Origin of the sequence: Janthinobacterium sp. Ant5-2-1 (genome assembly GCF_001445815.1) — a bacterium.
GTDB classification, from domain to species: Bacteria; Pseudomonadota; Gammaproteobacteria; order Burkholderiales; family Burkholderiaceae_D; genus Janthinobacterium; species Janthinobacterium lividum_E.
This window is the reverse complement of the sequence record NZ_LNCE01000080.1, coordinates 1-17,632: the sequence shown is the minus strand read 5'-3', so window position 1 is coordinate 17,632 and position 17,632 is coordinate 1. Positions and strand designations below refer to the sequence as shown.

Annotated in this window: 14 protein-coding genes; 2 read left to right on the top strand and 12 right to left on the bottom strand. The window is 64.8% G+C overall.

Annotated features, from left to right (window positions below; translation table 11 throughout):
* Positions 1-19 precede the first annotated feature (19 nt).
* Positions 20-769 carry a class II aldolase/adducin family protein gene (locus tag ASN89_RS23345; protein WP_082654724.1) on the bottom strand — a complete coding sequence of 250 codons (750 nt, stop codon included), beginning with the start codon at positions 767-769 and terminating at the stop codon, positions 20-22.
* Between the two features lie 225 nt (positions 770-994).
* On the opposite strand from ASN89_RS23345, the gene ASN89_RS23340 reads away from it, so the two are divergent.
* Complete coding sequence (locus ASN89_RS23340; RefSeq protein WP_046682849.1) at positions 995-2,047, top strand: ABC transporter substrate-binding protein; 1,053 nt, start codon at positions 995-997, stop codon at positions 2,045-2,047.
* Between the two features lie 115 nt (positions 2,048-2,162).
* Here ASN89_RS23340 and ASN89_RS23335 read toward each other — a convergent pair whose 3' ends face one another.
* The 4 genes from ASN89_RS23335 to ASN89_RS23315 form a co-directional block, all read right to left on the bottom strand.
* On the bottom strand, positions 2,163-4,535 hold the full coding sequence (locus ASN89_RS23335) for a TonB-dependent receptor (protein ID WP_058050943.1): 2,373 nt from the start codon (positions 4,533-4,535) through the stop codon (positions 2,163-2,165).
* A 221-nt stretch (positions 4,536-4,756) separates the two neighbouring features.
* Positions 4,757-5,911: an LLM class flavin-dependent oxidoreductase gene (locus tag ASN89_RS23330; protein WP_058050942.1), complete on the bottom strand. Its 1,155-nt coding sequence runs from the start codon at positions 5,909-5,911 to the stop codon at positions 4,757-4,759.
* A 28-nt stretch (positions 5,912-5,939) separates the two neighbouring features.
* Entirely contained in the window at positions 5,940-7,019 is a 1,080-nt protein-coding gene (locus ASN89_RS23325) for an LLM class flavin-dependent oxidoreductase (protein WP_058050941.1), read from the bottom strand.
* 244 nt (positions 7,020-7,263) lie between these two features.
* A complete protein-coding gene (locus tag ASN89_RS23315) occupies positions 7,264-8,457 on the bottom strand; it encodes a sigma-54 interaction domain-containing protein (RefSeq protein ID WP_082654721.1) in 1,194 nt (397 codons plus the stop codon).
* Between the two features lie 148 nt (positions 8,458-8,605).
* Between ASN89_RS23315 and ASN89_RS23310 the strand changes: the two genes are divergently transcribed.
* Complete coding sequence (locus tag ASN89_RS23310) at positions 8,606-9,937, top strand: LLM class flavin-dependent oxidoreductase (protein WP_058050939.1); 1,332 nt, start codon at positions 8,606-8,608, stop codon at positions 9,935-9,937.
* Between the two features lie 3 nt (positions 9,938-9,940).
* On the opposite strand, the gene hmgA is transcribed toward ASN89_RS23310, so the two are convergent.
* The 7 genes from hmgA to ASN89_RS23275 form a co-directional block, all read right to left on the bottom strand.
* Positions 9,941-11,242, bottom strand: coding sequence for a homogentisate 1,2-dioxygenase (gene hmgA, locus ASN89_RS23305; protein WP_058050938.1), 1,302 nt, complete (start codon positions 11,240-11,242; stop codon positions 9,941-9,943).
* Positions 11,239-11,424, bottom strand: a complete 186-nt coding sequence (locus ASN89_RS23300) for a hypothetical protein (protein ID WP_046682854.1) — start codon at positions 11,422-11,424, stop codon at positions 11,239-11,241. Before ASN89_RS23300 ends, hmgA begins: the two co-directional genes overlap by 4 nt.
* Positions 11,421-13,193, bottom strand: a complete 1,773-nt coding sequence (locus ASN89_RS23295; RefSeq protein WP_082654719.1) for an FAD-dependent oxidoreductase — start codon at positions 13,191-13,193, stop codon at positions 11,421-11,423. The genes ASN89_RS23300 and ASN89_RS23295 overlap by 4 nt, the downstream gene beginning before the upstream one ends.
* Positions 13,194-13,209: 16 nt before the next feature.
* Positions 13,210-14,544: an MFS transporter gene (locus tag ASN89_RS23290; protein WP_200969111.1), complete on the bottom strand. Its 1,335-nt coding sequence runs from the start codon at positions 14,542-14,544 to the stop codon at positions 13,210-13,212.
* A 175-nt stretch (positions 14,545-14,719) separates the two neighbouring features.
* Complete coding sequence (locus ASN89_RS23285) at positions 14,720-15,535, bottom strand: helix-turn-helix domain-containing protein (protein ID WP_058050936.1); 816 nt, start codon at positions 15,533-15,535, stop codon at positions 14,720-14,722.
* Positions 15,536-15,545: 10 nt separating this feature from the next.
* Positions 15,546-16,055 (bottom strand): peptide-methionine (S)-S-oxide reductase MsrA, encoded by a 510-nt coding sequence (gene msrA, locus ASN89_RS23280; protein WP_058050935.1) that lies wholly within the window; start codon positions 16,053-16,055, stop codon positions 15,546-15,548.
* Positions 16,056-16,111: 56 nt separating this feature from the next.
* Entirely contained in the window at positions 16,112-17,455 is a 1,344-nt protein-coding gene (locus ASN89_RS23275) for an MBL fold metallo-hydrolase (protein ID WP_058050954.1), read from the bottom strand.
* Between the last annotated feature and the right edge of the window lie 177 nt (positions 17,456-17,632).

Sequence of the window (17,632 nt, the reverse complement as noted above, 5' to 3'; positions counted from 1 at the left end):
GGGCCTGTTCTTGAAAGGGTTACACCAGGTCGGTGGCGGGCAATAACGACAAGGCGCGCGCCGTGTCGATCAGCTTGCTCATCTTCCATTGCTGCAGCAGCACGCCGGGACCGAAATCGCGCGAACCGCCGATGGCTTCGGCCGCGATCTGTATCTGCGCGCCCTCTTCCAGCAGCAGGATGAATTCGGCCAGCTTCAGCAAGCCCTGCTTGCCCCACACGGTGGCGCCGCCGTTCGCTTCCAGGATGGCCGTCGCATGCGTGTTGCGCGCGATTTCGCCGAGGATGAAATCGACTTCCGGCTGGCGGCGGTCGATATAGATGGGAATTTCGCGGATCAGCTGAAAGCGCTGCACGGGCACGTAGCGGATCGGCAGCGTGCGGTGCGTCTGCGCCCACGCGCCCAAGGACGGCGAATGCACGTGCGAGATCGACGTGACCTCGGGCCGTTCGCGGAACAGTTTCAGATAGCGCGCACCGCCGTTGTTCGCGTCGCCCACGATCACCGTGCCATCGAGCGCCAGCACGGCCGCCTTCAATGGCTGGCCGCGGCGGAACGGGCCCGGATCGTTGACCACCACGACCTTGTCGCCGCCAGGGGTGCGCTCGACAAAGCCCACCGTGCCGTTGGCCGTCAGGCTGCCCGTCTCGCGCAGACCGTCGAAGGCGATCTGCGCGTCGCTCCGCACCTGCTCCACGAAGGCCAGTTCGGCCGCCGTCAGATCCTGCGCCTGTACTTGTTGTGCTTCCGCTTGTGCCACGTCCGTCATGTCATGCTCCATTTGCTTGGGTTGGAATACGGGTCAGTCATGCCTCTACTTTCGCAAGACGCGTGCCAGCGCCAAGGCCAGGGAAATGGGGAAGTGCTGCTGCCTGCGCAACAGCGGCTGCTGGCGTGGCAGCAGGAGTCTGCACGCGCGCTGTCGGCAAGCCAGCAAGCGGCGCGGGCACGTTTCCTGCACGGTTCCAGGCTCCACCCACCACCAAGGAATCCCATGACTACCGCAACATCCCCCGCTGTCGATACCGTCTGGTTCACCCGCTGCCCCGTGCCCACGGCGACGGGCCTGGCCTATAAACTGGGCTGGCTGGACGAGGAATTCGCCCGCGACGGCATCGCCTTGAAAACCCTGCAGGAAGTGGGCGGCGAACTGGCGCGCCACCATTACGACCATGGCCTGTCCACGCTCGTGCGCGAAGGCGGCAACCTGCTGGCCCTGCCCGCGCGCGCGCAAGGGGCGCCCACGCGCCTGATCGGCCTGACGTGGATCGATGAATGGCAAGCCATCCTCGTGCGCCCCGGTTCCGGCATCACGACACCGGCGCAGCTGCATGGCAAGCGTCTGGCGCTGCCCGTGTTCCGCGCCGAGGACTTGCGCGAAAACCGGCGCGGGCGCAGCATCGCGCGCGGCATGAGCCTGGCCGGCTACAAGGGTGTGCTGGCGTCGGCCGGCCTCACCCTGGACGACGTGCAATTGGTAGAAGTAGGAGCCGACGCCCAGGCACCGGCCAATCTGGGCGCGGGACTGTGGCAAGGCATCGCGCCGCTGCTGCGCGGCGAAGTCGATGCCGTCTATGTGAAAGGCGCGGCGGCGGCCGAAGCGGCCCGCGCGGCGGGACTGGAAGTGGGCATCGACATCGACGCCCTGCCCGACCGGCGCTTCCGCGTGAACAATGGCACGCCGCGCCCGATCACCGTGCATGAAACGATGCTGGAACAGCATTTCGAGCTGGTCGTGCGCTTTTTGACACAAACCCTGCGCGCCGCGCACTGGGCCCGCAGCCACCAGGCCGACGTGCTGGCCATCCTGCAGGGCGAGACGCGGGCCGGCGCCGACGCCGTGGCGGAAGCTTATCGGGACGGTTTTCATCTGACCCTGGCGCCTGACCTGTCCGATGACAAGGTGGCGCTGTTCCGCCAGCAAAAGGATTTTCAGCTGCAGCACGGTTTTCTGGATCGCGACGTGGATATCGAAAGTTGGATCGACCGGCGGCCGCTGGAGGAGGCGCAGCGGCGGCTGGAGGCGTTGTTGCGGGTGGCGGCCTAGTTTGGTGTTGTCGGCTTACGCTGCGCTAAGCCGACCTACCGCTGCGTTAAGCCGACCTACGGGAAAACGCAAAGGCCGGCGAATTCGCCGGCCTTTCTACATCAAGAAGTCAAGGTCAGAACTGGATCGTGTACGACGCGCCCGCCGTGCGGCCCTGGCCGATGATGACGGTGTCGCCGTTGACGGCGCCCGGCACGAAGCTGGTCAAGGTGTGATTGCGGTACACCTTGTCGGCCAGGTTGTTCGCATATGCCGTGATGCGGTGCTTGCCGCCCGGGAGCACGTACGACAGGCGCGCATTGGCCAGCGCGAAGCCGCCCTGGTTCAGCAGGCCGCGAGCATCGCTTTGCGGGTCGACATAGTAGTACTGCTTCGATGTGTAGCGCACGTCGCCGCTGAAGACCAGTTGCGCGCCATTGCCCAGCGGGTAGCGGTAATCGGCCGCCAGCAAGGCCGTCACATGGGGCGAGCGCACGAATTCGTTGCCGGAACGGTCGCCGCCATTGTTCTGGACGGCGAAATCGTCGAATTCCGTGCGCAACAGGCCCACGTTGGCGTTGAGGTGCAGGTTATCCGTCGGCTGCGCCTCGATCTCGAATTCCGCGCCATTCACGTGGGCCTTGCGCACGTTCTGCAGGTAATTGACGCTTTGCGTGGGGTCGCCGTTGTACACGCCCGTGATATTCACCTGCACGTTCTTGTAGTCATAGTGAAAAACGTTGGCGTTGAAATTCAAACGTCCATCCAGCCATTCCGACTTGATGCCCGCCTCGAACGAGTTCAGGGTTTCCGGTTTCACCGTATTGAGCGCCCGCACGTCCGTGGCGCTCGTGTTGTAGCCGCCCGACTTGATGCCGTGCGCGTATTTCAAATAGCCGCGCAGGGTGCGGCTGAAGCGGTATTCCGGTGTCACGTCGTAGGTCAGCGCGTTCCACGTGGTCGATGGGTTCGACGTGAAGTTGTTGTTGGCGACCGAGGCGGCAGCGTAATTGCCGCCCCGGACCGTGTTCCACCAGCTGGCCGCGTCGCCAAACGTCACCGTATTCGATGCGGCCTGCACGCGCTGCAAGTCCAGGTCCTTGGTTTCCGTCGTCCAGCGCAGGCCGAAGGTGGAGAGGAACTGCTCGCTGAAGTTGACGGTCGTGCTGCCGAAGATGGCCGCGCTGCGCGCCTTGTGCTGGTAGATGGTGCGGTTGTAGCCGACAGGCTGCGTGCTGCCCGCCAGCGCCGACACCGTGCCGTTGGGCAGGCGCGCGCCGGCCGAATCGGAATCGATCTTTTCATTGAAATAGAACAGGCCCGCCACCCAGCTCACGGCGCCGTTTTGCGGCGACGTCAGGCGCAACTCCTGCGACACTTGCCGACTGCTGGCTTTTGAACGGCTGCGGCCCACTTCCAGCGGCGTGTTGTCGCTGTCGCCCGTCGCCTCGTTCCGAAAATTTTCATAGCCCGTGATCGATGTCAGGGTCAGCTCGCCCAGCGCATATTCCAGGTTCAGCTGCGCGCCGCCCTGCGTCACGTCGCTGTCGGCCGGCGCGTTCGTGCTCACGTCATCGGGATTGGTGCTGGGGATGTAGCCATTGCGGTAGACGCCATTGGCGCCATAGCTGGCCACCGTCGTCGTGGCGCCCTTGGTCGTGTAGTCGCGGTAATGCAGGTTCAAGTTGGCCGTCAGGTCGCGCCCGATCAGGGCCTTGAGCTGGCCGCGGATGGCGCTGTCCTTGAGCTTTCCATCGCGCTCGCCCGTAAACTGGTTGTGGAAGCGGCCCTTGTCCTGCTGCTCCGTGTGGAAAGAGAGACGCCCCGCCAGCACCTCGTCGACCAGCGCGCCGCCAATGGCACCTTCGGCCAGCTTGGTGTCGTAGCTGCTGTAGTCAAGCTTGGCGTAGCCGCTGGACTTGAACGAAGGCTTGCGCGAAATGACGTTGATGGCGCCGCCCGTTGTGTTCTTGCCCCACAAGGTGCCTTGCGGGCCGCGCAGCACTTCCACCCGGTCCAGGTCGAACAGGGAAAAGCCTGTGGCGCTGGAATTGCTGATGTAGACGTCGTCGAGGTAAAAGCCTACGGGGTTCGGGAAATCCACCTGCTGCTGGCCCGCGCCCACGCCGCGTATCCACCAGCGCGGACGGCCATGCTGCTGCGTGCCGGCCGAAGCGTTCGGCACGTAATTGAGGATTTCGCTGGCCGAGCGGCCGATGCCCGTGTCGAGCAGCTCCTTGCCGCCGAGGACCGTGATCGCGCTCGGCACCTTTTGCGCCGATTCCTCGCGCTTTTGCGCCGTCACCGTCACCGATTGCAGGGAGGCGCCCTCGCCGCCGCCGTTCGCGTCGACGGCGGCAATGGCGTCGGCGCCCGTCGTTTCGGCATGGGCCATGCTCGATGCGACCATCAGGCCGCCGATGGCGAAAGCCGAGCGCAGCGCGCGGCGCACTGGCGTCAAATGAAAGGGGAAAGAAGAAACGGCGGCGGGGGCAGTCGAACGGCGCATGGGTGATTATCCTTGAGTAAAGTCAAAACGCGAGATGGTGATGACCTGTATTGCAAGGCGCATGCCCGCTGCCGCAGCGCAGCAAAACTATTCTTAAGTGATTGATTTAAAAGGAAGACTATCGTCATGATAGTGCTGTTGATTTGGCAGCAGCGGCGCCGCCGCGTGCTGCCTGCGCGACAGCAGGCGGTGGCGCTGCTGTCGCGGCAACAGGGGAAGGATCAGGCGGCGCGCAGCAAGGCTGCCGTATGTCCGCGCACGAGGGGCAGCACTTCCTCGCCCACCCTGTACGCTTCTTCCAGATGCGGCGTGCTGGCCAGGATGAAGGCGTCGGCGCCCAGTTGCACCAGTTCGTCGAGGCGTTCGGCCACCTGCTGGTAGCTGCCGACGATGCCCTGCGTCTGCCCGCCGCGCAGCAGGTTGAAGCCGGACCAGATGTTTGGCGCCGTGATCAAGTCCTTGTAGCTGTTCAGGGTGGTCGGGCGGTTGCCCCGCTGGCGCGCCGCGCCCACGGAATCGCCGCCATCGGCGCCGAGGAACTGGCGCAAGGTGACGGGGTCCACGGCGTCAAAGCCCTTGCGCACTTCGTCCCACGCTTCTTCTTCCGTGGCGCGAGCCACGATGTCGACGCGCACGGCGCACTTGATCTTGCGGCCCAGCAACGCCGTCTTTTCATGCACGCGGGCGAATTTCTCGCGCAGCTGCTCAAACGGTTCCAGCCACGTCAGGTAGTAATCGGCATGCTTGGAAGCGGAGCCGAGGGCCGCGTCGGACGAGCCGGAAAAATAAATCTCGGGGAAATCCTGCTCCGACAGCGGCGTGGCCAGGCCCGCGTCTTCCACCTGGTAGAACTTGCCCTGGTAGGAAAACGGCCCGCCGCGCCACACGCCGCGCACCACGTCAAGAAATTCCGTCGTGCGTGTGTAGCGGTCGTCGTGGCCGGCCGAATCGCCCCACCACAGCTGCGAAGGGCCGCCGCCGCCCGTGATCACGTTGTACAGGGCGCGGCCGCTCGTGGCCCGCTGCAGGCTGGCCGTCATGCGCGCGGCCACCACGGGGTTCAGGAAGCCGGGCTGGAACGGGATCATGAAGCGGAAGGTGCTCGTCTCGCGCGCCAGCAACGCGGAAATGGCCCACGGTTCGTCCGTCATCGGGAAGGACGGAATCAGGCCGCCCTGGAAACCTGACAGTTCAGCGGCGCGGGCGATTTCCGCCAGATAGTCGATATACGTAAAACCGTCGACGCCGCCACCACCGAGGCCGGCCTGGCGCAGGTTGTCATTGCCGGGAAACCAGTCGCCGCGAAACGGCGTGCGGGCGCGGTGCGAACTCGGTTCGCCATGCGTGGGGATGCGCCAGAAAAAATCGATTGCCATGTAGTGGTACTCCTTCAAATAAGGGGATTCAGGCTGCTTGCCGTTGCGTGTACAAAGCTGCCCGCACACGAGGCAGCACGTGCTCGCCGATGCGGTAGGCTTCCTCGAAATGGGGGATGGCCGCCAGCACGAAGCTGGAGATACCCGCCTGCGCATACGCCTCCAGCGCGGCACTGATCTGTGCATAGCTGCCGACCAGTGCGCCGTGGGCACCCGTCTGCGCTTGCGCAAAGCCGGGCCAGAAGGCTGCGGCACCGGCATCGAATGGCGTATCGTCGGCCAGTCCCGCGCCACTGCGGTAGCGGCGCGCATCGCGCAAGGCTTCCTCGAACGTTTCACGGGCCAGCACGTCGATGCGCACGCCCGACGCCACCGTGCGGCCCAGCTGGTGCGCCTGCGCTTGCAGGCTGGCGATGGCTGGCTGCAGGGCAGTCACGGGCGCCGCATCGAACACGTGCACGTCGGCCTGGCGCGCCGACAGGGCCAGCGCCTCCGGGCTGTCCCCCGTCAGGTAGATGGTGTTAATGGGATGGTTCGCCAGCGGCCCCTTGAAGCCGCCGTCCTGCACCTCGAAGAACTTGCCCTTGAAGCTGAACGGCGAAGTACTCTGCACGCCGCGCGCCACCGTGATGAATTCATCGATGCGCGGCAAGATGTCAGCGTCCGGAGCCACATCGCCCTGGCGCCGGCGCGCCGCGGCATCGCCGCCATGACCGATCTGCCAGGCGAAACGTCCGCCCGTGAAGCGCTGGAAGCTGACGGCGTTCTTCGCCGCGTACACGGCCGAACCCCAGGCCGCGTCGAATTCCGCGATCAGTTTCAGGTGCCGCGTGCTGCGCGCCAGGTAGCCGGCGACGATCCAGCTTTCATCGCCCTGCGTATCGTGGCGTATCTGGATGCCGTCGAAGCCGGAAAGGTCGGCCGCGCGGGCGATCTGGTGCAGGTAATCGAAATAATTGAATGGCGGACGCGCGCCGCGCGGATCGCTCACGCCCGCCTGCAAGGGACTGGGCGCGCCGGCGGCCCGCTCGCCCCTGCGCGTGATGCCGGGCGCCGCGTAACGGCCGTCGCCGCTGGTGGGCAATTGCCAGATGAATTCTATGGTCATGCATGGACTCCTGTCGTGGGTCGAAGAAAAGGTCGCGGCGCGCATTGCATACGTGCGCGCAGCGGCCTGCCCTTCCCTCCTCGCAGAAAACATGCCATGCGCTAGCTACCCATCGACGCCCGAAGCTGCTGCTTGCGCAGCAATCGGCTGCACCGCCAGCAACAGCGTGCTGCGCGCGCAGCAGCCATGAAAAAAGCCGGAGCCGCATCGCTGCGGGTCCGGCTCCATTGGCCAAGTCGCGTGGCTAATCGATGGCGCCCGCCTTTTTCAAGAAGGTGCGCAGGATGTTGCGGCTCAGGTTCAGGTGTTTGGCCGTGCGCACCTGGTTGCGCTCATTGCGCTCCCACGCGGCGCGCACCAGTTCCTGCTGCATGGCTTCGAATTCCACGGCTTCGCCCGAGTCGAGCAAGGCTTGCCAGGCGCGGGCAAAGCGCTCGGCGGCCAGCATATCGTCCTGCCCGGCCGCGCCATGCGCCGCGTAGGCGATGTCGGCGCCGCCAGCCCAGACGTCGGGAACAGGCGCAGAGACAGGTGCGGCGGCAGGCGCGCGGTGCCAACCCGACAAGCTCAAGTCCTCGGCCCGCACGACGCCGCTGCGGCACACGAGCAGCGCGCGGTGGATGACGTTTTCCAGTTCGCGGATATTGCCCGGCCAAGGGTAGCCCAGCAAGGCCAGTTGCGCGTCCGGCCCCAGTTCCACCTCGCCCAAGTGCAGGCGTTGCGCATAGATGGCCATGAAATGGCGCGTCAGCGGCATGATGTCGCCGGGACGCTCGCGCAAGGGGCGCAGCGGCAGGCCGATCACCTGCAGCCGGTAATACAGGTCTTCGCGGAAGCGCCCGGCCCGCACGGCTTCGGCCAGGTCCACGTTGGTGGCCGCGATCAGGCGCACGTCGATGGGGATGGCGCGGCGCGCGCCCAGGCGCACCACTTCGCGCTCCTGTAGCACGCGCAGCAGCTTGACCTGCATCGCCAGCGGCAAGTCGCCGATTTCATCGAGGAACAGGGTGCCGCCGCTGGCCGTCTCGAACCAGCCAGGTTTACCCTGCTGCGCGCCCGTAAACGCGCCTTTTTCATAGCCAAACAGCTCGCTTTCGACGAGGGTTTCGGAAAACGCGCCGCAGTTGATCGCCACAAACGTCTGTTCGGCGCGCCCGCTCAAGCCATGCACATGGCGCGCAATCAGCTCTTTTCCCGTTCCCGTTTCGCCCGTGATCAGCACCGTCGCCTCGCTGGGCGCGATGCGTTCGATCAGCTCGTGCAACTGACGCGAGCGGGGATCGGCAAAGACAAAGGCCGTGGCACGTACCAGCAAGCTCATTTGCTGCGGGTCGCGGAAGGCGACCAGCGCCTCGCTGTCGCCGTCATCGCCGGCGCCACGGGCAAGGTGGGCGCTGCGCGCGAAATCGCTGCTGAAGTTGTGGGCTAAGAGTTCCATGGGCCGACTATACCGCGCTCCATCTGCAGGCGTGAACGAATGGTGCCGCGCTAGCTTATCCGGATTTTGCATATGCGGGGCGTTGGCCCGAACCTTGCTGCGGCAAATGTGCAGGCAATGTCGCCTGCCCACCACGGAGCGAATCCCCATGCCAGCACGCCAGCTTGTCCTGAACGTCTTTTTGCAACGCCACGGCCACCATCCCGCCGCCTGGCGCCATCCGTCGGCCAGCGCCAGCGGCCGGCCCGACCTGGCCTGGTGGCTGCGCGCAGCCCAACTGGCAGAAGCAGCCAAATTCGACAGTTTTTTCATCGCCGACTTCATCGGCCGCGCCGGCGACGTTACGCCGGAAACGGGGCGCACCGCCATCGGCCTGCCGTTCGAGCCTTTCACCTTGCTGTCGGCCATTGCCGCCGTCACCCGCCATATCGGCCTGATCGCTACCGTCAACACCAATTACGAGCACCCCTATCACGTGGCGCGCAAATTCAGTTCGCTCGACCACCTGAGCGGCGGACGCGCGGGCTGGAATGTCGTGTCCTCGTTTGGCGAGCATACGGCGCGTAATTTCGGCATCGATGCGCCGCGCAGCCATGCGGACCGCTATGCGCGGGCCGGCGAATTCGTCGCCCTGTCGAAGGCCCTGTGGGATAGCTGGGATGACGATGCCTTCGACCGGCCCGACCGCGCCCGCGGCCAGTTCTACCCGCCCGCTGCGGGGCATGCGCTCGATTTCCACGGCGAGTATTTTGCCTCGCAAGGCTTGCTGGACTTGCCGCGCCCCGTGCAGGGCCACCCTGTGCTGGTCCAGGCGGGCAATTCCGAAACGGGCCGCGAGTTTGCCGCGCGCCTGGCCGAGATGGTGTACTGCTCCGCCTCTTCGCTGCCCGTGGCGCAAGCGTATTACGCGGACGTCAAGGGTCGCATGGCGAAATACGGCCGCGCGCAAGACCAGCTGAAGGTCACGCCCGGACTGTCCGTGGTGGTGGCCGAATCGGACCAGCAGGCGCAGGATCAATTTGGCGAACTGCAGGACCTGGTCGACTTCGGCAACCTGGAATTTGGCGGCTTTGATTTGTCCGGCTATCCGCTCGACGGCCCGCTGCCCGACCTGCCCTACGAGGCCGGCGACAATGGCAAGGGGCGCTTTCAACAGCAGCTGGAACTGGCCCGCCGCGAGAATCTCACCTTGCGCCAGCTGGTGTTGCGCTTTCGCGTGGCGCGCGGCCATTTGCAAGCGATCGGCTCCGTCAAGACGGTGGCCGACCTGATGGAGCAATGGTTCCTGGAACGGGGCGCGGACGGTTTCAACGTCGTGCCGCCGCTGCTGCCGCAAGGCTTCGAGGCATTTACGCGGCTGGTGGTGCCGGAACTGCAGCGGCGCGGCCTGTTCCGCACGGAATATGCAAGCAGCACCCTGCGCGGCCACCTCGGACTGGCGCGGCCCGCCAACCCGCATACGCTGACGCGGGCCGCGTGACCATTACTGTTTCGGGTCGAAATGCTTGCGTAAGCCTTGCCAGCACTCGAAGTAGTCGTTTTGCAGCAGTTCGCTGTTCAAGGCGAACGGCGTGGGCTTGAGGATGGTGCGCGTCTCGAACATGAAGGCCATGGTGTCGGCCACCTTCGCGGGCGCGGACGTGTCGCTGTGCGATGCCTTCTCGAACGTCTGCGCGTCGGGGCCGTGGCCGGACATGCAGTTGTGCAGGCTGGCGCCGCCCGGCACGAAGCCGGCCGCCTTGGCGTCGTACACGCCGTGGATCAACCCCATGAATTCGCTGGCCACGTTGCGGTGGAACCACGGCGGGCGGAAAGTGTGCTCGGCGGCCAGCCAGCGCGGCGGGAAGATGGCAAAGTCGATGGCACCAAACAGCGGATTTTCGCTGGGCGCTTGCAGCACGAGGAAGATCGACGGATCCGGATGGTCGTAGCTGATCGAGCCGATGGTGTTAAAGCGGCGCAAATCGTATTTATAGGGCGCGTAATTGCCATGCCAGGCCACCACGTCCAGCGGTGAATGATCGAGCGTGGTGCGCCAAACATGGCCGCCGAACTTGGCCACCAGTTCGCACTCGCCGTCGATATCCTCGTAGGCCGCGTGCGGCGTGAGGAAGTCGCGGCTGTTGGCCAGGCCGTTCGATCCGATGGGGCCCATGTCCGGCAGGCGGAAGGCCGTACCGAAGTTTTCGCAGACATAGCCGCGCGCCGCGCCGTCGGGCAGGGTCACGCGGAAGCGCACGCCGCGGGGAATCACGGCGATTTCCTGCGGTTCCAGCTCGATCAAGCCCAGTTCCGTGGCAATCGCCAGCCGGCCTTCCTGCGGCACGATCAGCAATTCGCCATCGGCCGAATAAAAGAAACGCTGCATGGAACGGTTGGCCGCGTACACGTGGATGGCGCAGCCGCTCATCGCTTCGGCGCTGCCATTGCCGGCCATCGTCTGCCAGCCGTCGATGAAGTCCGTTGGCGTCGCGCTGTCGGGCAGCGGCAGCGGGTCCCAGCGCAGCTGGTTCGGCGGCGTCGGTGGCATGGCGTGAAAATCGCTGACGATGCGGGTATTTTCCACCAAGGTGAATGGCGGATGCTGGCTGGCGGGACGGATGCGGTACAGCCACGAGCGCCGGTTCTGTGCGCGCGGCGCCGTGAAGGCCGTGCCCGAAAGTTGCTCAGCATACAGCCCCAGCGGCGCCTGCTGCGGCGAATTCTGCCCTTGCGGCAAGGCGCCGGGCACGGCTTCCGTGGCAAATTCGTTGCCGAAGCCGCTTTGGTAGCCGGCGCCTATCATGCCTGTTCCGCCAGGCCGTCGGCCGCGTCGCGCAGCAAGCCTTGCACCACGTCGGCCCTGCCGATGGCGCCCATGGCCAGCAAGGCGAAGCGGGCCAGGAACAGGGGCGAACGCTGTTCGCCCAGGCCGCCCATGGTGTGGCACAGCTCGGTGTATAAATTATCGAGTTCGATGTCGGTCATATTGCCTCCTTAATAACTTTTATTAATCCGCTGCGCAAAGTGCTGGGGTCAGACCCGGCGGGGGTGCACGCCCCAATGGGGCGCGTACCGCTCCCGAAGGGACTGACCCCGGATTTAGCCAGCGCTGCCGCCACCTGCCCCGCCTGCACCTGCCGCCAGCGCCCCAGCACATGCCCGTCCGGACGCACGAGGTAATAGCTGCCAGGCTGCGCATCGAACAGCGGGAATACCTGCGCCGTGTGGTCCCAGGCGTCCCCTTGCGCCCCGCTGCGGGCGATCGCCACGGTCGTCAACGGCAATGTATTGCCCAGCGCCAGCAATTCCGCAGGCAGGCGGCCATCGTCGCTGAAGTACAGTCCCGTGAAATTGCCATCAGTGCGGTTCACCAAATCGGTAATATACCCCGCTTTTTGCCCGCCGTTGTGCCGCAGCGCCAGCGGACACTCGGGCAAGACCGTGCCTGGTGCTGGGCCGGCGGCAAACACATCCGAATCGAACACATTCAACGGCGACTGCGCATACGCGATGGCGCTCGTCTGGCGCGGGTTGATCAAGGAGCGTACGTGCGCATGCTTGCCCGCCAGGCCCAGCACGGCCGTGCGCATCAGCTCGAAGGCGAACGTGGGCGGCGCCATGAATTCCGTGCTTTTGGTGCCGTGGCGCAGGTTTTCACGGGCGGCGTACACGCGCTCGTCTGAATAGCTGTCCAGCAAGGCATGCGGCGCCCGGCCCTTGACGACGTAGGCCAGCTTCCAGGCCAGGTTATCCGCATCGTCGATGCCGGAATTGGCTCCGCGCACGCCGAAGATGGGCACCAGGTGGGCCGCATCGCCCGCGAACAGCACGGGGCCATGCCGGTATTTCTCCAGGGTCAGCGCGTTGGCTTTATAGATGGTGATCCACACGGGATGCCACGGCTGTGCCTCCCCCATCATGGCCAGCAGGCTGTCCACGCGGGGCGCCACGTTTTCCAGCAGCACGGCCGCCTGCGCATCCTCGTCGTCGCGCAACTGGTAGTCGATGCGCCAGATATCGTCGGGCTGCTTGTGCACCAGCACGGTCGAGCCGGGATTCGATGGCGGGTCGAAATACGCGAGCCGCTCCGTCGGGCGCTCGCTCTTCAGGTGAATGTCAACGATGACATAGCGCCCTTCATAGCTGGTGCCCTGCAATTTCAAGCCCAGCGCCTCGCGCACGACGCTGCGCCCGCCATCGGCCGCCACCAGCCAGTCCGTCTCGATCTGGTAGGTTGCATCGGGCGTGGCCACGCTGACGGTGGCGCCATCGGCGCGCTGGTCCACGCCAGTCACCCGCGTTTGCCAGCGGATATCGATCAGTTCGGGCTGGCGTTCGGCCGCGTCGAGCAGGAATTGCTCGATATGGTATTGCGCCAGGTTGACCATGGGCGGCAGCTTCTGGTTCGCGTCTTGCGGCATCGTGAAATGCAGCACTTCCTCGTCGCGGTAAAAGCTGCGTCCACCGGCCCACGGCAAGCCCTTGGCCAGGAAACCGTCAAGCGCACCCAGGCGTTCGATGATTTCCAGGCTGCGCCGCGAGATGCAGATGGCGCGGCTGCCCGTGCAGACGCCATCGTCCGCTTCGATCAGCACCGAGCGCACGCCGTGGCGGGCCAGGCCCAGGGCCGTCGCCAGGCCCACGGGGCCGCCGCCGACAATCAGCACGGGCACGTGCTGCGTGGCGGCGCCCGCCGGTTTGCCTGGCGGATACACCTTCGGCACATGGGGATAAGGGTGGAACGTGTCGCTCATGATGTGTCCTCTTCAATCAAGATTGTTCTTTGCCGCCACGCGCGATGGGCAGGGTCAGCACGATGGCCGCGCCCGCCACCAGCAGCACGCTGGCGTACAGCAAGCCTGTGGCAAAGCTGTGCGTGAAATCCTTCAGCCAGCCCACGACGACGGGGTTCAGGGCCGAGCCGATATTGCCCGTCGCATTGATGACGGCGATGCCGATGGCGCGCGCACCCAGGCTCAATGCCCGGTCCGGCGTGGTCCAGAAGACGGACATGGCCGTGTAGGCGCCCGTCGAAGCCATGCATACGCCCAGCAGCTGCACGATGGGGTTGGCCGAGTACGCCGTGAACATCCAGCCGGCGGCCGACAGCAGCATGGGCCAGACGATGTGCCAGCGGCGCTCCTGCAAGCGGTCCGAGCGGCGGCCCCAGGCAATCATGCCGATGACGGTGCACACTTGCGGGATGGCGGCCAGCAGACCGATTTGCGTGTTGCTGGCATTGCTATTAAAACTTTTCACGATCAGCGGTGTCCACACGGCCACCATGGCCAAAGTATTCACCAGGCAAAAATAAGCGACGCCGAATTTCAATACCGTGGGCGACAGCATTTCCGCCAGCACCGAGGTGTTTTGCCGGGGTGCCACCGGCTTGTGCTCGGCCGCCAGCATGCGCGCCAGCACCTGCTGTTCCAGCGTGCTCAGCCAGTTCGCCTTGCCAGGTGCATCATCGAGGTAGCCATACACGGCCAGGCCCAGCAGCACGGATGGCATGCCTTCGAGCAAGAACAGCCATTGCCAGCCCTTCAAGCCCCAGTGGCCATCGAGGCCCAGGATCAGGCCCGACAAGGCCGAACCGATGGCGGCCGTCACGGGCATGGCGATCATGAAAAGGGCATTGGCCCGCGCCCTGTAGGCGCTGGGAAACCAGTAGGTGAGATACAGCAGCATGCCGGGCAGAAAGCCCGCCTCCGTCACGCCGACGAAAAAGCGCAGCGCATACAGGCTGGCCGGACCGCTGGCGAACAGGGTTGCCGTCGAGGCCAGGCCCCAGGCGATCATCATGCTGCCTATCCATTTACGCGCGCCGATACGGGCCAGCACGATGTTGCTGGGGATGCTGCACGCGATGTAGGCGATATAAAACAGGGTGGTGGCAAAGCCGAACTGGGTGCCGCTCAAGCCCAGGTCTTGCATCATCGTCAGGCCGGCGAAGCCGATATTGATGCGGTCCAGAAAGGAAAACACGAACAGCAGGAACAGAAATCCCAGCAGATGGCGCGATACCTTGCGCATCACCTGCTGTTCCAGTTGTTCGGCGGCCACGTCAGGAACGGGCGCGGTGGTGGCGGGGGTGGCGATGGTCATGCTTGTCTCCATAAGGTGTCGCCCTGCCCTTGTTATTGTTCTTGGGTGAGAGCGGCCGGGTGATCCCGGCTTGAAACACAGTATGCAGACGGCGATGCCGGCGGCTGTCCCCATTTTGGGGACGTTTTACGGCTAAAACAGTCAGAAAGGTGGAGCCATTGCTACGCCAAAAGTACTAAGGCGCTGGCGCCATGCACAGCGCGAACAACTGGCGCTGGCTGGAAATACCCAGGCGTTTATAGGCGCGCTTCTGGTACGTCGTCACGCTGGACGGCTGCACGCCCATGATCTCGGCGATTTCCACGGCCGTGAGGCCTTCAAGCACGCAGCGCAATACGTCCAGTTCGCGCTTGCTCAGGGCGGGGCAATGCTGGCGCAGCCTTGCCAGCATCATCGGCGCGACGCCCTGCGTATTCTGGCCGTTCAGGCTGTAGTGATGCTTGACGGCATGGGCAAACAGCGGCGACAGGGTTTCGATGCCCGCCACTTCGCCGGGCAGGAATTTGCCCTGGCTGCTGTCGCGGTAGAAATTGACGGAGAGCCAGATATCGCCGGCCGGCTGCACCAGCAGGGATAACCGGTCCGAGACATTCGGTTTTTGATAGCAGGCGGCGCGGTAGCCGGCATGGTCGATCTCGTCGCTGGCTTGCTGGTGCAGCACGATGGCGGGATCGATTTTCCGCCCCGGCGCCGGCGCGATCACGCGCTGGTTGCCATCGAGCGCATAGTAATGGCGCGCGTAGCTGTCGGCAATATCCTGCAAAAAACGTCCGCCGCGCCGGTCGGCCACAGCGACAGTCCGTGGCCGGTTGCCGAATTCATAGGCAAAGATCGTGCACTGGGCAATCGGCGCGACCGTGCTGACCGTTTTCAGGATGGCCCCGGCGACGGCATTCACGTCGGCATGGCCGATGGCAGCCATCAGCTCCAGGGTACGCCCGAAGTCCAGCTGCCCTTCCGCCTGCCGCCGCTCGACGCGCCAGTAACGCATATCTGCTTCCTTACTGCCCGCGCTGCGGCAACACCCAGTCCGGCCGGATGTAGTGGCAAGTGTAGCCGTGCGGCAAGCGCTGCAGATAATCCTGGTGCTCCGGTTCCGCTTCCCAGAACGGACCGGCCGGCGCCACTTCCGTCACCACCTTGCCTGGCCACAGGCCGGAGGCGTCGACGTCGCGGATGGTGTCTTCGGCCACCTTTTTTTGCTCGTCGCTCGTGTAATAGATGGCCGAGCGGTAGCTGGTGCCGCGGTCGTTGCCCTGGCGGTTTTCCGTGCTGGGATCGTGGATCTGGAAGAAGAATTCCAGGATCTTGCGGTAGCTGATGGTGTTCGGGTCGAAAATGATCTCGATCGCTTCCGCATGCGTGCCATGGTTGCGGTAGGTGGCGTTGGCCACGTCGCCGCCGCTGTAGCCCACGCGCGTGGCGATCACGCCCGGATAGCGGCGCAGCAAGTCCTGCACGCCCCAGAAGCAGCCGCCGGCCAGGATTGCCGTTTCATTGCCTTGTGCCATGGTGTCTTTCCCGTTCTAGTCAGAAGCAGCTATCTTACCCTGTCGCGCGACTTTCTTCAGCGGGCCAGCAAGCGTTTGAGCTGCGCCGCCTGGTAGGCGCCGATGGCGTCGTTGAACAGGCAGCGGATCAGCGGGTCGTCGACGATGTCGGCTTCCGCCAGCTCTGCCCGCGCTTCGGCATCGAAAGGGCCATCGTTGATGCGCATGTACATCGACGTCAGCGATTCACCCAGTACCAGCGCCGCATGGCACTTCACCAGCGGCACCTCGGTGGTCCAGCCCGGCGCCTCGCCCGTCTCCGGCACGAGATCGATCAAGTCGCCGTGCGTGCGGTAATGCAGGACCGTGGCCGCGCCGTCATGTCCGTACAAGGACAAGCGCCACAGGCGCGGTGGCTGGAAGTAGCTGTCCTCGGACAGCTCCATGTCGCGGTAGCGTTCAAGCAAGCCGTTACGGCAGAAGTCGAGCACCAGCGCCGCATCGGCATCGTTCAAGGGCGCGAAACGGCGGGCAATGTCCGCCGTGGCGGGCGGCGGCGCCTCGGGGCGGTAGTCGAAATCGACATCCTGCGGCCCCACGGGAATGACCCAGGGCAGTGGTGCGGCCGGCGCCATGCCCTGCGCGTCAAGCAGCACCGACGTGGACGGGTCAAGGCGGAAGATGTGCGCGTCCGGCAGCGCGGCGCCGATCTCCTGCGCAAACTGGCGGTAGGTAACGGGGAACATCGCATGGTTGTACCAGGACCAGTCTTCCTGCACGAACTGGCAGGAACTGGGCACGATGTACCGGGGCGCCAGCGCGCGCAGCTGCGGCACCCAGTCGTCTGGCAGCTCCACCGGGCCAGGCAGCGCCTGCGACGGCGCGATGACGGCGATTTCGCGCATGGTCTGGAACGGCCACAGCACCATGTCCCACGGCGCAAAGGCGGCCAGCTGTTCTAGCGTTTCCGGGCCGATCCAGGAATCGACGACGTTGAGCACGTTCAGACCCGCCGCACGCACCTGGAACAGCGAGTCGACATCGTCATCAAGTGCGCGGCGTGGGATCACCTCGATGCTGCCCACCTGCACGGGCACGTCGACGTGCAGCCGCTGCACCTGCGTAAACCCCAGCGCACGGATCATGGCGAACAGTTCGTCGAAGACGCAGTACAAATAGATGGGCGTGGCGCGGTCGAGCACATCGAGGCTGTCGAGCGAGCAGTGGTCGTCGTGGAAGTGCGAGATGAAGACGGCATCCCAGCGCAGCCGGCGCACGGCGTCGAGGTCGAAGTGCACGGGCGGAAACGCATGGCAGTTGCGGCTGAACGGATTTTCGACGATGGGGTCGAAGGCGATGGCCGTGCCTTCGCATTCGAAGACATAGCCGGCGTGCAGGATGCGGGAGATTTTCAGGGGCATGGGAAAGCTGAATAAACCCAAAGGCAAATTCCGGGGTCAGACCCGGCGGGTCTGACCCCAGCTCTTGCTTCTGGGGTGAAAAAGGCCGCTAACGGCGCGCCAGAGACAAACCTTAATACGGATTATTCAGCACATCCATCGCAAAATACGTAAAGATCATGTCCGCGCCCGAGCGCT

What these genes read in the sequence shown, in the direction of transcription:
- hmgA (WP_058050938.1), bottom strand. Translation starts at nt 11,242, where the DNA reads ATGATAGGCGCCGGCTACCAAAGCGGCTTCGGCAACGAATTTGCCACG.
- ASN89_RS23275 (WP_058050954.1), bottom strand. Translation starts at nt 17,455, where the DNA reads ATGCCCCTGAAAATCTCCCGCATCCTGCACGCCGGCTATGTCTTCGAA.
- ASN89_RS23345 (WP_082654724.1), bottom strand. Translation starts at nt 769, where the DNA reads ATGACGGACGTGGCACAAGCGGAAGCACAACAAGTACAGGCGCAGGAT.
- ASN89_RS23315 (WP_082654721.1), bottom strand. Translation starts at nt 8,457, where the DNA reads ATGGAACTCTTAGCCCACAACTTCAGCAGCGATTTCGCGCGCAGCGCC.
- ASN89_RS23325 (WP_058050941.1), bottom strand. Translation starts at nt 7,019, where the DNA reads ATGACCATAGAATTCATCTGGCAATTGCCCACCAGCGGCGACGGCCGT.
- ASN89_RS23285 (WP_058050936.1), bottom strand. Translation starts at nt 15,535, where the DNA reads ATGCGTTACTGGCGCGTCGAGCGGCGGCAGGCGGAAGGGCAGCTGGAC.
- ASN89_RS23310 (WP_058050939.1), top strand. Translation starts at nt 8,606, where the DNA reads ATGCCAGCACGCCAGCTTGTCCTGAACGTCTTTTTGCAACGCCACGGC.
- ASN89_RS23295 (WP_082654719.1), bottom strand. Translation starts at nt 13,193, where the DNA reads ATGAGCGACACGTTCCACCCTTATCCCCATGTGCCGAAGGTGTATCCG.
- ASN89_RS23340 (WP_046682849.1), top strand. Translation starts at nt 995, where the DNA reads ATGACTACCGCAACATCCCCCGCTGTCGATACCGTCTGGTTCACCCGC.
- ASN89_RS23300 (WP_046682854.1), bottom strand. Translation starts at nt 11,424, where the DNA reads ATGACCGACATCGAACTCGATAATTTATACACCGAGCTGTGCCACACC.
- ASN89_RS23330 (WP_058050942.1), bottom strand. Translation starts at nt 5,911, where the DNA reads ATGGCAATCGATTTTTTCTGGCGCATCCCCACGCATGGCGAACCGAGT.
- msrA (WP_058050935.1), bottom strand. Translation starts at nt 16,055, where the DNA reads ATGGCACAAGGCAATGAAACGGCAATCCTGGCCGGCGGCTGCTTCTGG.
- ASN89_RS23335 (WP_058050943.1), bottom strand. Translation starts at nt 4,535, where the DNA reads ATGCGCCGTTCGACTGCCCCCGCCGCCGTTTCTTCTTTCCCCTTTCAT.
- ASN89_RS23290 (WP_200969111.1), bottom strand. Translation starts at nt 14,544, where the DNA reads ATGACCATCGCCACCCCCGCCACCACCGCGCCCGTTCCTGACGTGGCC.